Consider the following 13,731-nt stretch of genomic DNA (forward strand, 5'->3'; position numbering starts at 1 on the left):
GCCTTCAGGCATCGAGGACGTCCGCTTGCCGGGTAAGGCTCAGCAGTAGCCCGGCTTCCACCTCCTGCTGTGCCTCGGTCAAGGCTTTCGTAGCCCTGACATAGGCTTGCTCATTGAGAGGAACCCGACGTAGCGTGCCGTTTTCGTCCAGTGCAGGGTCAGGCATTTCCGGGGCCAATGCACGTAATATCGCGTCGTCCAGGTGCGTGACCGGCTCCTGAGTTTCATCCAGGCAATAGAACAGGTAATCGAGGCCCGGGCGCCAGAAGTCGGTAATGGCTTCGAACTGGTTGGCATATTGGCGCTTGAGGTAGTCAGCCCAGACCGGCTGTTTGCTCGTCCACTGCTGTCGGGTGGTGGAATCGGCATCGAGTTCGAGCACAGCAGCGCGGACGTTGTCGACGATTTGCTGGTTTATGTTGGCGAAATGGCGATAAATCATGCCGCTGCTAGGTTCGGGGAAATCGAGCTCTTCGGCCAAGGACTGGCGCAGTGCCAGGCGAACTTCGATATCGTCGACCCGTTCTCTGGCCAGGACCGCATCAGGGATTGCCGCAGGGACATCCAGCACGTCAAGGTCCGGTAACTGACCGGCATCTCCACCTAGCGCCGCCCTGCGCACGATGCGATGCGTGCTGATGCGGTCCGCCAGTTCGTTGACTTTTTCGCGACGATACAGCTTGCGGTAAAGGTCGAGCAGCGGCTTGGCCGTGTCCCGTGCCCGCCCTGAGGCCTGGCTGGCCAGCAACTCCACTTCCAGGGCGCTGAATGCATCTGCGCCGGCATCGCCGCAAGTGGGTGGGAAGGTATGCGCCACCTCGTTCAACCGCTCGCGCAGCGCTGTATCCTCGTGGGCCTGCTTCAACAGTGCCCACACTCGGGCACGCAGGCCATCCGGATCCCTTCGCGCTACCAACGAGTAGGTCAGGGGCTCCAACACCGCTTGCAGGTCGCCATTGTCGTTCTGGTCGAACAGGTCGGACCACAGCTGCTTTTGAGGGTCTGTCGCGACATTGCGCCAGAACCCTTGCCACTCCTGTCTTTCGGGCGTGTGCTCGAAGATACTGACGCCGCTGGCTCCCAGGCGCCTGGCCGACTCGGTCTCCAGATCGTTGTAGTTGAAGAGCCAGCGGCGCTCGGGCAAGCGGGCGGCGACGTCCCGCGCATAGGGGCTGCGCAGGATACCTTCGAGGTCTGGAACATGGTGAATACGGTTGGATGAGAGGTCCAGGTAGCGCAACTGGTACTGTGGCTGATTCATCAACGTGGTCAGGCCAGTAGGAAATGCCTGCAACTGAGCATTGGATAGGTTCAGGCGCTGCAGCCGCGCCATGTAGCGTACATCAGGCGCGTGCTGCAGCGGGTTGAAGTCCAGGTCCAGTTGCTGCGGATGGATCATGTCCTGAAAGCGCGTGGAGAGGTTTTCATCGAGCGTGATGCGATTGTGCCCCAGCCTCAGGACATCCAATGGCCGGCCGCAGAGGAAAGTCAATGTCGCTTCATCCAGTGTCAGCTGGTTGCGGCGCAAATTCAGTTGGCGCAGGTCTGGCATCGCCGCCAGCACACGTTGTGCGGTGGGTGAGAGGGTAGTAAGGGTGTTGTTGGTCAGATCCAGCGTGCGCAGCCTGGGCACCGATTCAAGTGCCTCGAACAGTGCTTGCGCGTCAATTGTACGGTTGTTGGTCACTTCCAGCACTTGCAGGTTGGGGAAGCGTGACAGGAACGCCCTGTCCAGTCGTTGCAGTTGCAGCTCGTCCAGCTTGAGTTCACGGATGTGGGGCAGGCTGGCTGTGATCGCTGGCAACTCGCCTAACTGCATTCGCTCCAGCACGAGTGTGCCCAGGTTGCCGGGACCCTCCCGTCGCCAGGCGGCTTTGAGGCGGTCGGCGCATTGTTGTCGCTCGAAGCGCTGGCTGATGTTGCGTGCGGTCAGGTACCACGTTTCCAGATAGCGTTTCAGATCTTGCCACTCTGCCTGCAGTTGCCGCACTGCCGTGCCCAGGTCACCGGTCTGGCTCAGTTCGGCTCTCAAGGCGCTGATCTCGTTGCTGTTCAGTGAGGGGAAAAGTGACTTGAGCCGGCGTGTCGCGGCGCTTTCGCCGAAAGGGCCTGCTCCTCGGCCACTGAGCGGGTAACCGATTCGCCCATGTGCCAGGCGCATGGGTGAGCGAAAACCAGGCCTGATTGGCTGCTGGCCGAGCAGCACCGCGCAGCCCGAGCGGTCGGCGAGGGCGCTGGCGAACAGCTCGGCTTCACTCGCCTGCGGCTGTTCGGCTACCAATGCATCACGCAGCAGTTGGCTGTCGGCATTGGCCAGGTCTGCTCGGTACAGGCCGGTCAAGGCACGATCGAGGCGGGCACGAGCTTGCAGGTAGCGGGCTTCTTCAGCCACGCGCAAGGGCACGCGCCCGTTCTTCAGGCGTTCGCGTTCGGTGCTGTCGGCATGCGCGACGAGTTCTTCCAGGGCATTGTCAGGCAAACCGGGGAACTGGCGGCCCAAGGTCTGCGCTTCGTCGCCAAGCGGTGCGCGATGGCTTTCCAGCATGCTCGCGAAGACTTCGCGACGACGTGCTGACAGGCGGTTGGCCAATAGCTCGTTAAGGGCGCCCGGGCGCTGCTCTACTGGCGTATCGGGTAGTAGCTGCTCTATGACATCTTCATCCATCCCCGCCAGGACAATCTTGCTCAGTTCGCCATCGTCAAGCTCTTCGCGGCCGATCTCGATCTGCAGCGTGTCGGCTTTTGGCTCCGCACCGAAGTAGACTGCGTCCCCCCACTTTTCGGCACCGGTGAAGACCTTCAGCCTGTAGTTCGCGGGCCAGCCAGGCAGCTGTACCAGTTCCGGCAGCGCGAAGTTCATATGTGCAGCCAAAGGCTGGCCATGACGTACTCGGGTGATGATGCCCTCCACGTCGTCAGCCAGTCGCAGGCGCAACAAGGTATCGGCCAGCAGAGCCGGCGGCTGCGAGCCGGTGACCTGGCTGCGACGCAAGGTGTCTGCGTCGACTTCGGTAATGCGCAATGCGGCAAGTTGCTCCGATGCATCCAGCCCCTGGCCGAACCGGCCCAGCCCCTCGAGCAACTGCGCATCGTCCCATTCGAGCGGGTTGTCGTGGGCCAACTGCCAGCGCTGGTCGCCGAGGTAGCGCAAGGCCGGAGTGTAGGCATCGGGGGCGTCCGGGTGGCGCACATGCCACTGTCCGTCGGTTTCGAACACCTCATACAGTTTGCCTTGAAGCCAAACGTGGGTTTTGCCATTGATGATGTAGAGCCCTTGGGCATTTTTCTGCACACCCACCGGCAACGAGCTCGAAGTGCTGTAAGGGCCCATGTCTGGGTGCCAAAGCCGTTCGCGGCCACCTTTCCAGACGCTTTCCAGCGCATCGACGAACCCTGATGCCTTGACCGCGCTGCTGCCGACGGCAAAACCGGCGATCACGGCGGCATTGATGGCCAGTGACTCAAGTTGTTGCAGCGCTTCCTGGGTATCGCCTTCTTCCCAGGCTTCGAACCCGGTGAACACCGAATCCATGAGATCGTAGGCAAACACCCCAAGCATCGCGGCATCCAGCCCAGGCACGAAGAAGGCGGCCACGTTCAGTACGTTCATGCCTGCGTCCAGCCAGTGCTGCAGCCGTTCCTTGCGTGCCTTGGCGTCGGCATCTGCGGTCGGTACTGCGATCGTTCTGGCATTCGCCTTGATGCGGCGCTTGTGGTCCCTGTAAAGCACTTGCCAGATGGGAAAGGCCAGGCGGGTTCGCTTGAAGTGCAGCTCAGGCTTGTCCTTGGGTTTGCGCGTGGAGGTGCCATGCTCGAACAGGGCATTTTCGAGCTTGCGGCTGAGCTCGATCTGGTTGTCCTGGTCAGCGAAGCTGATCAAGTGCTGGCGAAACGTGGTTTGCAGCAGGCGTTGACGCATGAGCGAGCCGGCCTTTTGCAAGGAAGCAAACTCCCTCACCGGGTGTTCGGAATCATGGGGAATGTAGAGCATGCAGGGGTTAGTCTGGTCGGCTTCATCAGGGCCTATCAGCAGTACGCCATGAAGCGGGATGCCGAACAGGCTGAAGCGCCAGCAGCGAAGCTTGTGTTCGCCGTAACGCGGCGTGCTTTCGTTGTCGCATAGCTGTACCAGAGCACTGTGGCCTTTGAGCGTCAACAGGCCCTTGAGGTAGGCGATCATTGCCTCGGTTTTCAGTGCCTGCTGGCTTGCATCGATCCACTGCTGCTCGATTGCGGCTTTTCTGGGGCCTTCATAGATACTCTGCAGGTGGTCTTGATACTGCCGGCCGAGGTCCAGGCTTCGGCAAAGGTTCACGAACGCTTCGGGCTCCAGCCCAGGAAGTGAGGCGTCGTCGTCCGGGCCAAGGGTCAGGGTGTCGAACGGGCCCACTTCGTCGGTTCCTTCGAAATTGTGCAGGGCGGCCTCCAGCAGCGTGCGCTTCTGTGGTGACCCTTCGGGGCGCTTGATGTACGTATCGTCACCGCCGAGTGAGAAATCGAGGCCGGGGACATTCACCAGCGTGGTGTACACCTTGAACGGCTGGTGCAGGTACTGGGCCTTGTCCGCTTTGACATCCGGGCCCAACCGGCTCTCGAGCAAAGGCTTGCAGAATTCGCTGATCTGCCTGAAGTCTTCGAGCAAGGCCCGCAGAGCTTTGAACTCGGCATCGCGGGCGCTGATCAGCTGCCGTAAACGCGCCTTGTCTTCATCGCTGGCTGCGGTGTACCAGGCGTAAGGCGAACCGTTTTCGTCGAGGTAGTCCTTGCGGATGCTCTGTACGACGCGGCGGGTATGGTCAGGGTGCATCGTTCGGCACCAGTCAGGCAGGTTACGGACAATCTGGGCCTGATGGAAAGGCATGGGTGTGCTGGTCATGCTGAAGTCTCCGTGGTCGATGGAGGGGCCAGTCGACAGGTTTCGCCTCGGCATGCGGTGGTATTTAGTTGAATGCACAGGTCGGTCCTGTGCACGAGAGCGTCGGTAGGGGAGCAGCGCGGGCAGGGTTGTTGGGAGATGGTGAAGCAAGGCATGGGGTAGGCATGTCGTGTGGATGACGCCGGCACGTGGGGTATGGGCCGGCGTCATGTGATGCCTGGCCATGGGCCGGCGTTCTATCAGGGAGAACTACGATGCATTCGCTGTGCAGTCCCAAGGATCACCTGCTGGACCTCGACGGTATTGAAATAGCGGTACGCACCTGGGGGGCGGAGGACGGCATCCCGGTGCTGGCTCTGCACGGCTGGCTGGACAACGCCGCCTCGTTCGAACGCCTGGCACCGATGCTCGACGGCTGCTTCGTGGTCGCCCCCGACCTGGTTGGCCACGGCCGCTCGGACCATCGCCGCCACGACAGTGGCTACTACCTGTGGGAACATGCCGAGGACATGCTGGCAGTGACCGACAGCCTGGGCCTGTCGCAATTCCATGTGCTGGCCCATGGCATGGGCACCGGGGTGGCGTCGCTGCTGGCGGCCATGACCAGCGGTATTGCCAGCATGACCTTCCTCGACGGCATGGGCGCACCGTTCACGGTGGCCGAGGATGACCGCGTGCAGCACCTGGCCCGGGCCTACCGGCTCAAGCGCATGGTGCAGCGCAGCCAGTTGCAGGGTTTTTCCGAGCCGGACGTCGACCGTTTCGAGGACCTGGACACGGCGTTGGAACAACGCCGCGAGCGCCTGGACACCGAGCTGTCGGAAGAGGCGGCACGGCTGCTGGCGCTGCGTGACCTGCTGCAACTGGGCGAGGGCTATTGCTGGCGCCACGACCCACGCCTGGTGCTGCCCGAACCCATGCCGCTGACCGAGCGCGAAGCCTGCGACCTGCTCAGCCAGATCCGTTGCCCGTTGTACCTGCTGTTCGGGCGCCAGGGGGCATTCACCGGCGAAGCCTTTACCCGGCGCCAGGCGGCCTTGCCCAGCCAGGCGAAGATCTCCTGGCATCCGGGCGGGCACCACTTCCACCTGGATGCGCCGGACCGGGCGCTGGTCGATCAACTGCTGCGCATCCTCACCCGCCATGAAGGGGGCGTTCTGCAACGGTTGGTAAACGAATAACTGCATATGGTCATGCCATGCGCACGTGGGCTATGGTGGTGAATCTCATCGGGCTTGCGTGATCCCTTGTGGGAGGTTGTCCAGCTCTTTGGGCTGCGCTGTCGCGCAGATAACAGATATCGCTCGCTTGGTGCGTCCTTTGTAGGAGCAGCCTTGTGCTGCGAAGAGGCCGGTAAAGTCAACAGACAAGCATTGTCAGTACCGACCTCTTCGCAGCACAAGGCTGCTCCTACAGGCCCCTGGCAAACCAATGAGCCAAAGCGGGCACGCCCGCTCCCACAGGAATCCAGCGGCCACAAGGAGCCTTGGCATGCGACCATTCGTCATCAAGCACATCGACCACCTCGTCCTGCGGGTCAGCGACCTGGAGCGCAGTGTCGCCTTCTACACCGAGCTGCTCGGCTGCACGGTCAGCCGCGTGCGCGACGACCTGGGCATGGTCCACCTGGCCACGGGCACGGCGATGATCGACCTGGTGACCCTGGATGGTCCCCTGGGCCAGCCAGGTGGTGCGGCGCCGGGGGCCGAGGGGCGCAACCTGCACCATTTCTGCCTGCGCATCGAGCCGTTCGACGAGGCGGCACTTACGGCATACCTGCAAGCTGCAGGGGTTAAAGTCGAACCTGCCGAAAAACGCTATGGCGCCGAAGGCGAGGGGCTGTCGCTTTACTGCTACGACCCCGATGGCAACCAGGTCGAGCTGAAAGGGCCGGTAACGGCAACGCAGGCTCCATGAGCAACCTGCACACTCGCGCGCGGTAGAGATCGCGCAAGGTTCAGGTGGATATCCCGGCAAAGCCTATTATGCTTCATTTACCTTGCTGCGATCCGAGACGGCCCGCCTCGTCGTGCTTCGCATATCCAAAGCAAGCCCCCAGGGCCTGGGTGCGACGGTGAAAAAAATATGAGGTGCTCCCGGCCTGCATGACGACAAGACGGAGGCACCCCATGGCGGTTCTCGACAGCACATCCACGGGCAGCGCGCCCCAACGCGGTATCACCCGGGAGGAGCGCAAGGTCATCTTCGCCTCGTCCCTGGGCACGGTATTCGAATGGTACGACTTCTACCTTTACGGCTCTCTGGCGGCGATCATCGCCAAGCACTTCTTTGCCGGGGTCAATGAAACCACCTCGTTCATCTTCGCCTTGCTGGCCTTTGCCGCCGGCTTTGCCGTGCGGCCATTCGGCGCCATCGTGTTCGGTCGCCTGGGCGACATGATCGGGCGCAAGTACACCTTCCTCATCACCATCGTCATCATGGGCTTGTCCACCGCTGTGGTGGGCCTGTTGCCCAGCTATGCCACGATCGGCGTGGCAGCGCCAATCATCCTCATCAGCCTGCGCCTGCTGCAGGGCCTGGCACTGGGTGGCGAGTACGGCGGTGCGGCCACCTACGTGGCCGAACATGCACCCAAGGGCCGGCGCGGCTTTTTCACCGCCTGGATCCAGACCACGGCCACCCTGGGGCTGTTCCTCTCGCTGCTGGTGATCATGGCCTGCCGCACGGCCATGGGTAACGAGGTGTTCGAGGCCTGGGGCTGGCGAGTGCCATTCCTGCTGTCGATACTGCTGCTGGCGATTTCGGTGTACATCCGCATGCAACTCAACGAGTCGCCGGTGTTCATGAAGATGAAGGCCGAGGGCAAGGCGTCCAAGGCGCCACTGACCGAATCGTTCGCTCGCTGGGACAACCTCAAGGTGGTGGTCATGGCGCTGCTCGGTGGCACCGCCGGCCAGGCCGTGGTGTGGTACACCGGGCAGTTCTATGCGCTGTTCTTCCTGTTGCAGATGCTCAAGATCGAGCCGCAGACCGCCAACCTGCTGATTGCCGGTTCGCTATTGATCGGCACACCGTTCTTCATCTTCTTCGGCAGCCTGTCCGACCGCATCGGCCGCAAGAAAATAATCATGGCCGGTTGCATCATCGCCGCGCTGACCTACTTCCCGATCTTCAAGGCACTGACCCAGTACGGCAACCCGGACGTGTTCGTCGCCCAGGAGCAGAACCCGGTGGTGGTGATGGCAGACCCTGCCCAGTGCGCGTTCCAGTTCGACCCGGTGGGCAAGGCCAAATTCACCAGTTCGTGCGATATCGCCAAGAGCCTGCTGGCCAAGCGGGCCATCCCCTATACCAACGAAGCGGCAGAACCTGGCAGCGTGGCGCAGATCCGCATTGGTGAACGGGTACTGCCAAGCTTTGATGGGCGCAGCCTGGCGGCAGCGGACTTCAAGGCACAGAGCGATGCCTTTACCGCGACCTTGACCGGGGCGTTGAAGGAAGCCGGCTACCCGGAAAAGGCCGACCCGGCGAAGATCCACTACCCGATGGTGCTGTTGCTGCTGACCATTCTGGTGATCTACGTGACCATGGTCTACGGGCCGATCGCGGCCTGGCTGGTGGAGCTGTTCCCGGCACGCATCCGTTACACCTCGATGTCGCTGCCTTACCACATCGGCAACGGCTGGTTCGGCGGCTTCCTGCCGACCGTGGCGTTTGCCATGGTGGCGGCGACCGGGGATATCTATTACGGCTTGTGGTACCCGATCGTGATTGCAGTGATGACGGCGGTGCTGGGGATCTTCTTCCTGCCGGAGACCAAGGACCGCGATATCAACCACACTTGAAGGTGAGGCTGCCTGTACCGGCCTTTTCGCGGGCTTGCCCGCTCCCACAGGGATACCACTGCGCCCTGTGGGAGCGGGCAAGCCCGCGAAGAGGCCGGTACAGTCAACCCATCAGTCGAAATAGCCACGCAACCCAAAGGCATACCCGGTATCCACCCCAGCAGCCTCGCCGCGGCTCCAGCGCTTCTTCAACACGAACTCGAACGCTGGCTCGTACAGCCCGTCCCGCACCAGTGCACCCGCCAGCACCTCCACGTCATACCAGCCATTGTCCAGCTCGATGATCGGCCGCCCCGGCACCTGGTAACGCGCCATCAGGTCACCCAGTGTCTTGGGCGTGAAGTGCTGCAGGATGCGCCAGGTGTACAGCATCAGCGCACCGTGCTCGACCTGCAGCACATAGCCATTGCGGCGGTGCTTCAGGCGGCTGCCGGGTTCGCGCAGGGCCGGGGTATGGTTGTCCAGGGTGAACAGGATGCGGTAGGGCAGGTTATCGACCCCGGCCAGTGGCAGCACGACCCCTTCGCGCACGGCCTGGTCGCCGCTGTCGCCGTGGGTGAAGGCATGGGCAAGGTCGTCGGGCAATTCATGTTGTTGCTTGAAGCGCTCGAGCAACTGGATATCGCCGAGCAGAAAGTAGTCGACCAGGTCGTTGAGCACTTCGCTGAATTCGTGGCGCATCTGTTTTCCTTGTTGGTGCGCGTGAGGGCAATGGCAAATGTAGCACTTCAGATTGGCTTCAGATTGCCCCCTGATACTGCCCCCAACACCTGACTTGAAAGGGGGACCGCCATGACTCAGGCAGACAGCGCCAGCCTGTTTCCACTGGCTATCGGCAGCCACGGCGAGCGCCTTGCCCGCATGACGCTGAAACGCTCGGGGGAGCCCGGGCGCGACGAGCTGGAACAGTTCATTCACGCCCGCTTTGCCTGCGCGCACCACGCCGACGTGCAGCACTACCTGCCCGAACTGCTCGGCCTGCATGACAGCCACGGGCGCCTGATGGCCGCCGCCGGCATACGCCTGGCCAGCAGTGGGCCGACCTTCCTCGAGCGTTATCTGGATGAGCCGCTGGAAGCGGCCGTGACCCGGCTGTCTGGCAGCTCGGTGAGCCGTGCACAGCTGGTCGAAGTGGGCAACCTGGCCGCGCTCAGCGCCGGCAGCGCGCGGATCATGATCATTGCCGTGACCTGGTTGCTGGCTGCCCGCGGTTTGCAGTGGGTGGCCTTCACCGGTGCCGCGACCCTGGTCAACAGCTTTCATCGCCTGGGCCTGGTGCCGACGGCGCTGGCCGTGGCCGACCCTGGCCGGCTGAACGGCGATGCCGACAGTTGGGGCAGTTACTACGCACAGCACCCGCAAGTGTTCGTTGGCAACATCGGCTACGGCCATGCAGCCCTGGCCCGCGGCGGCGTTTTCGAGCGGCTGGGCTTGCCCGCGAGCGTGCAGGAGGCCGGCCATGCCGCGTGAATGCCAGCTGTTCAGGGAAGTGTTGCAACTGCATGCCCGCCACCGAGGGGCGCAACCGGCGTTGCTGGGCCTTGGCGGGCCGTTCACCTATCAACAATTGCTGGACGAGGTCGAGCAACGCCAGGCCTGGCTGAGCGCGCAGCCACCGGGCACTTTCGCTCTGGCCCTGGAGAACGGTCCCGAGGCGCTGTTCTGGGACCTGGCGGCGCTGTTCGCGGCGCGCCCCATCGTTATTCTGCCGGCGTTCTTCAGCAGCGCCCAGCGCCGCCACTGCCTGGCACAGAGCGGGGCGGTGCTGGCGCTGGCCGACGAGGCCTTCGCTGACGACTTGCACGCCAGCGGCTTCTCTGCCGGTGAGCGCTTCTGGAGCCGGCAGCCGCCAGCGGCCGCACCCTTGCCACCGGGTACCGCGAAGATTACCTACACCTCCGGCAGTACCGGTGCACCCAAGGGCGTATGCCTGAGCGCCGAGGCCATGCTGCGGGTAGCGCATGAGCTGGAGGCTGCCAGCCGGCCCACGGCGCCCGGCAAGTACCTGGCGGTATTGCCTCTGGCGGTGCTGCTGGATAACCTGGGCCTGTACGCGGCCCTGCTGGCCGGGGCGAGCATTGCCCTGTATCCGCAGGCGCAACTGGGTTTTCGCGGTGCCAGTCAGGTCGACTTCAAGCAATTGCTGGGCGCCATCGCCTTGAGTGGTGCCGAAAGCCTGATCCTGGTGCCGCAACTGCTGCTTGGGCTGGTCACCGCCATCGAGCGCGGCCTGATGCGGGTCGGCCCGTTGCGCTTCGTGGCGGTGGGCGGCGCGCGGGTGGCGCCGAGCCTGCTGGCCCGGGCCCAGGCCATCGGGCTACCGGTGTTCGAGGGCTATGGCTTGTCCGAATGCGCTTCGGTGGTATGCCTCAACCGCCCCGGGGCGCATCGTGCGGGCAGTGTCGGGCGGCCGCTGCCGCATGTGCAGGTGCGCATTGCCGAAGATGGCGAAGTGCAGGTGGCCGGTTCGGCGTTGCTCGGCTACCTGGGCGAACCACCCTTCAGCGAGCCGTGGTTGTCGACCGGTGACCTGGGCCACTTCGACAGCGACGGCTTCCTGTACCTGGCCGGGCGCAAGAAGCACCAGTACAGCACCAGCTTCGGGCGCAACGTCAACCCCGAATGGGTCGAGGCCGAACTGACCCAGGGCGGGGTGATCGCCCAGGCGTTCGTCCACGGCGAAGGCCTGGCATACAACCTGGCGTTGATCTGGCCGCTGGACCCGCAGGCTGACGACCACACCCTGGAACAGGCCATCCGCCAGGCCAATGCCGGCCTGCCGGACTATGCCCGGGTGCATGCCTGGCGGCGTCTGCCCGAACCTTTGAGTGCCGCCGGGCAAACCCTGACCGCCAACGGCCGGCCACGCCGCGAACAGATCCTGCGGTGTTACCAGTCCCTGTTATCCGACCTTCAATGATCTACGAGGTTTGCCATGCTTTTCTTCGACATGCTGCAGCAGGAAACCGCCGACGAGCGTACGGCATTGTTCAGTGTCCCGGTCATCCGCGACGCGCTGGCCGGCAAGGCCAGCCTCGAGGCCTATGTGGCCTTTCTCACCCAGGCCTACCACCACGTGCGGCACACCGTGCCATTGATGATGGCCTGCGGGGCCCGTTTGCCGGCGCGGCTGGAGTGGCTGCGCGGCGCAGTGTGCGAGTACATCGACGAGGAGTACGGCCATGAGCGCTGGATTCTCGATGACATCGCCGCCTGCGGTGGCGACCCGCACCAGGTGGCCGGCGGCCGGCCGGCATTGCCCATCGAGCTGATGGTGGCATTTCTCTACGACCAGATTGCCCGTGGCAACCCGGTCGGGCTGTTCGGTATGGTCAACGTGCTCGAAGGCACCAGCATTGCCCTCGCCACCCAGGCAGCCGGTACCCTGCAGAGCAGCCTCGGCCTGCCGGACAAGGCGTTCAGCTACCTGAGTTCCCACGGCGCCCTGGACCAGGACCACATGGCCACCTACCGTGGCCTGATGAACCGTCTGGACCAGCCCGAAGACCAGCAGGCGGTAATCCACGCTGCCAAAGTGGTGTATCGCCTGTATACCGCCATGTTCGAAGGGCTGCCGCGTACCGCGCAGCAGGAGGTAAAGCATGCGCTTGCCTGATTGCGTGGCGGTGCTCACCGGTGCCAGCGGTGGCATCGGCCTGGAGTTGGCGGCCCAGCTATGCAGTGCCGGTGCTCGCGTACTGGCGGTCAGCCGGCAGCAGGGCAAGCTGACCGAACTGATGGCGCGCTACCCCGGGCAATTGCGCTGGCAGCAGGCCGACCTGCGCTGCGCCGAAGGCCGCCGTGACGTGCTGGAGGCAGCGCGGGCGATGGGTAGTTGCAACCTGTTGATCAACGCCGCCGGGGTCAACCGCTTCGCCTTGCTCGAACAGATGGACGAGGCCGCCCTCGACGAGTTGTTCGACCTCAACATCAAGGCCGCCGTGCAGCTCACCCGCCTGTGCCTGCCGCTACTGCGCGCCCAGCCCAGTGCGCTGGTGGTGAACGTGGGGTCGATCTATGGCTCCATCGGCTACCCAGGCTATGCCACCTACTGCGCCAGCAAGTTTGCCTTGCGCGGGTTCTCCGAGGCATTGCGCCGCGAGCTTGCCGACACCTCGGTGAACGTGTTGTATGCCGCACCGCGCACTACCCGCACGACGATGAACAGTAGCGCCGCGCAGGCGCTGAACCAGGCGTTGAAGGTAGGCGTCGATGACCCGCAGGATGTCGCCCGGGCAGTGCTCGACGCGGTACAGGCCGAGCGCAGCGAACTGTACCTGGGTTGGCCGGAGAAACTCTTCGTGCGCCTTAACGGCATGCTGCCAGGCGTGGTCGACCGCGCCCTGCGCAAGCAATTGCCGCTGATCCGTCGCTACAGCAACTGGCACAGCAAGGAGTCGAGCAAATGAAACGTCTGATACTGGCCAGCCTGCTGGCCATCGCCCCGTTCACCTGGGCCCTCGACCAGACCGGTACCCAGCAACTCAACGCCATCCAGCAGCGCTGGGCGGTGGTTCGCTATAACCTGCCCGAAGCCCAGCGTGCCGGGGCATTCGAGGCCCTGGCGGCACAGTCGGCGGCGTTGGTGCGCCAGCATCCGGGCTCGGCCGAGCCGCTGATCTGGGACGGCATCGTCAACAGCAGCTGGGCCGGCGCCACCGGTGGGCTGGGCGCGTTGGGCAAGGTCAAGGCCGCCCGCGCCAGCCTGGAAAAGGCCCTGGCCATGGACCCCAAGGCGCTGCAAGGCTCGGCCTACACCAGCCTGGGCGCGCTGTACGACCAGGTGCCCGGCTGGCCATTGAGCTTCGGCGACCAGGCCAAGGCCGAGGCCATGCTGCGCCAGGCGCTGGCGATCAACCCCGACGGTATCGACAGCAACTATTTCTGGGCCGACCACCTGTACCGGCAGAACCGCTATGACGAAGCCCGCGCCGCCCTGCAAAAGGCGTTGCAGGCACCGCCCCGGCCCGGGAGAGAGTTGGCCGACCAGGGCCGGCGTGGTGAAATCGATGCTTTACTCAAAGCGATCAAGGACAAACAGGATTAAGC

Annotated in this window: 10 protein-coding genes; 8 read left to right on the plus strand and 2 right to left on the minus strand. The window is 63.7% G+C overall.

Annotated elements, in window-relative coordinates; all coding sequences use genetic code 11:
• Positions 1 to 4 precede the first annotated feature (4 nt).
• Entirely contained in the window at positions 5 to 4,876 is a 4,872-nt protein-coding gene (locus tag ACK56M_RS11345) for an NEL-type E3 ubiquitin ligase domain-containing protein (protein ID WP_411959472.1), read from the minus strand.
• A 254-nt stretch (positions 4,877 to 5,130) separates the two neighbouring features.
• Between ACK56M_RS11345 and ACK56M_RS11350 the strand changes: the two genes are divergently transcribed.
• The 3 genes from ACK56M_RS11350 (at position 5,131) to ACK56M_RS11360 (ending at position 8,682) form a co-directional block, all read left to right on the plus strand.
• Entirely contained in the window at positions 5,131 to 6,057 is a 927-nt protein-coding gene (locus tag ACK56M_RS11350; protein ID WP_015269963.1) for an alpha/beta fold hydrolase, read from the plus strand.
• A gap of 310 nt (positions 6,058 to 6,367) precedes the next feature.
• On the plus strand, positions 6,368 to 6,793 hold the full coding sequence (locus tag ACK56M_RS11355; protein WP_411959473.1) for a VOC family protein: 426 nt from the start codon (positions 6,368 to 6,370) through the stop codon (positions 6,791 to 6,793).
• A gap of 212 nt (positions 6,794 to 7,005) precedes the next feature.
• A complete protein-coding gene (locus tag ACK56M_RS11360) occupies positions 7,006 to 8,682 on the plus strand; it encodes an MFS transporter (RefSeq protein WP_013972077.1) in 1,677 nt (558 codons plus the stop codon).
• A gap of 111 nt (positions 8,683 to 8,793) precedes the next feature.
• On the opposite strand, the gene ACK56M_RS11365 is transcribed toward ACK56M_RS11360, so the two are convergent.
• Positions 8,794 to 9,363, minus strand: a complete 570-nt coding sequence (locus ACK56M_RS11365) for a hypothetical protein (protein ID WP_013972078.1) — start codon at positions 9,361 to 9,363, stop codon at positions 8,794 to 8,796.
• Between the two features lie 111 nt (positions 9,364 to 9,474).
• Between ACK56M_RS11365 and ACK56M_RS11370 the strand changes: the two genes are divergently transcribed.
• Genes ACK56M_RS11370 through ACK56M_RS11390 form a run of 5 tightly spaced genes read left to right on the plus strand, consistent with a single transcriptional unit; the run spans position 9,475 to position 13,729 of the window.
• The gene (locus tag ACK56M_RS11370) at positions 9,475 to 10,152 is read left to right on the plus strand and encodes a thermostable hemolysin (protein ID WP_015269965.1); all 678 of its coding nucleotides are present in this window, start codon (positions 9,475 to 9,477) and stop codon (positions 10,150 to 10,152) included.
• On the plus strand, positions 10,142 to 11,602 hold the full coding sequence (locus ACK56M_RS11375; RefSeq protein WP_411959474.1) for an AMP-binding protein: 1,461 nt from the start codon (positions 10,142 to 10,144) through the stop codon (positions 11,600 to 11,602). The genes ACK56M_RS11370 and ACK56M_RS11375 overlap by 11 nt, the downstream gene beginning before the upstream one ends.
• A 15-nt stretch (positions 11,603 to 11,617) precedes the next feature.
• Positions 11,618 to 12,298 (plus strand): TenA family transcriptional regulator, encoded by a 681-nt coding sequence (locus ACK56M_RS11380; protein ID WP_023663323.1) that lies wholly within the window; start codon positions 11,618 to 11,620, stop codon positions 12,296 to 12,298.
• Positions 12,285 to 13,091 (plus strand): SDR family oxidoreductase, encoded by an 807-nt coding sequence (locus ACK56M_RS11385; RefSeq protein ID WP_013972081.1) that lies wholly within the window; start codon positions 12,285 to 12,287, stop codon positions 13,089 to 13,091. Before ACK56M_RS11380 ends, ACK56M_RS11385 begins: the two co-directional genes overlap by 14 nt.
• The gene (locus tag ACK56M_RS11390) at positions 13,088 to 13,729 is read left to right on the plus strand and encodes a tetratricopeptide repeat protein (protein WP_015269968.1); all 642 of its coding nucleotides are present in this window, start codon (positions 13,088 to 13,090) and stop codon (positions 13,727 to 13,729) included. Before ACK56M_RS11385 ends, ACK56M_RS11390 begins: the two co-directional genes overlap by 4 nt.
• Positions 13,730 to 13,731: the final 2 nt, after the last annotated feature.

Source organism: Pseudomonas sp. s4 (assembly GCF_046764235.1).
GTDB lineage: Bacteria > Pseudomonadota > Gammaproteobacteria > Pseudomonadales > Pseudomonadaceae > Aquipseudomonas > Aquipseudomonas asiatica.

What these genes read in the sequence shown, in the direction of transcription:
- ACK56M_RS11345 (WP_411959472.1), bottom strand. Translation starts at nt 4,876, where the DNA reads ATGACCAGCACACCCATGCCTTTCCATCAGGCCCAGATTGTCCGTAAC.
- ACK56M_RS11350 (WP_015269963.1), top strand. Translation starts at nt 5,131, where the DNA reads ATGCATTCGCTGTGCAGTCCCAAGGATCACCTGCTGGACCTCGACGGT.
- ACK56M_RS11355 (WP_411959473.1), top strand. Translation starts at nt 6,368, where the DNA reads ATGCGACCATTCGTCATCAAGCACATCGACCACCTCGTCCTGCGGGTC.
- ACK56M_RS11360 (WP_013972077.1), top strand. Translation starts at nt 7,006, where the DNA reads ATGGCGGTTCTCGACAGCACATCCACGGGCAGCGCGCCCCAACGCGGT.
- ACK56M_RS11365 (WP_013972078.1), bottom strand. Translation starts at nt 9,363, where the DNA reads ATGCGCCACGAATTCAGCGAAGTGCTCAACGACCTGGTCGACTACTTT.
- ACK56M_RS11370 (WP_015269965.1), top strand. Translation starts at nt 9,475, where the DNA reads ATGACTCAGGCAGACAGCGCCAGCCTGTTTCCACTGGCTATCGGCAGC.
- ACK56M_RS11375 (WP_411959474.1), top strand. Translation starts at nt 10,142, where the DNA reads ATGCCGCGTGAATGCCAGCTGTTCAGGGAAGTGTTGCAACTGCATGCC.
- ACK56M_RS11380 (WP_023663323.1), top strand. Translation starts at nt 11,618, where the DNA reads ATGCTTTTCTTCGACATGCTGCAGCAGGAAACCGCCGACGAGCGTACG.
- ACK56M_RS11385 (WP_013972081.1), top strand. Translation starts at nt 12,285, where the DNA reads ATGCGCTTGCCTGATTGCGTGGCGGTGCTCACCGGTGCCAGCGGTGGC.
- ACK56M_RS11390 (WP_015269968.1), top strand. Translation starts at nt 13,088, where the DNA reads ATGAAACGTCTGATACTGGCCAGCCTGCTGGCCATCGCCCCGTTCACC.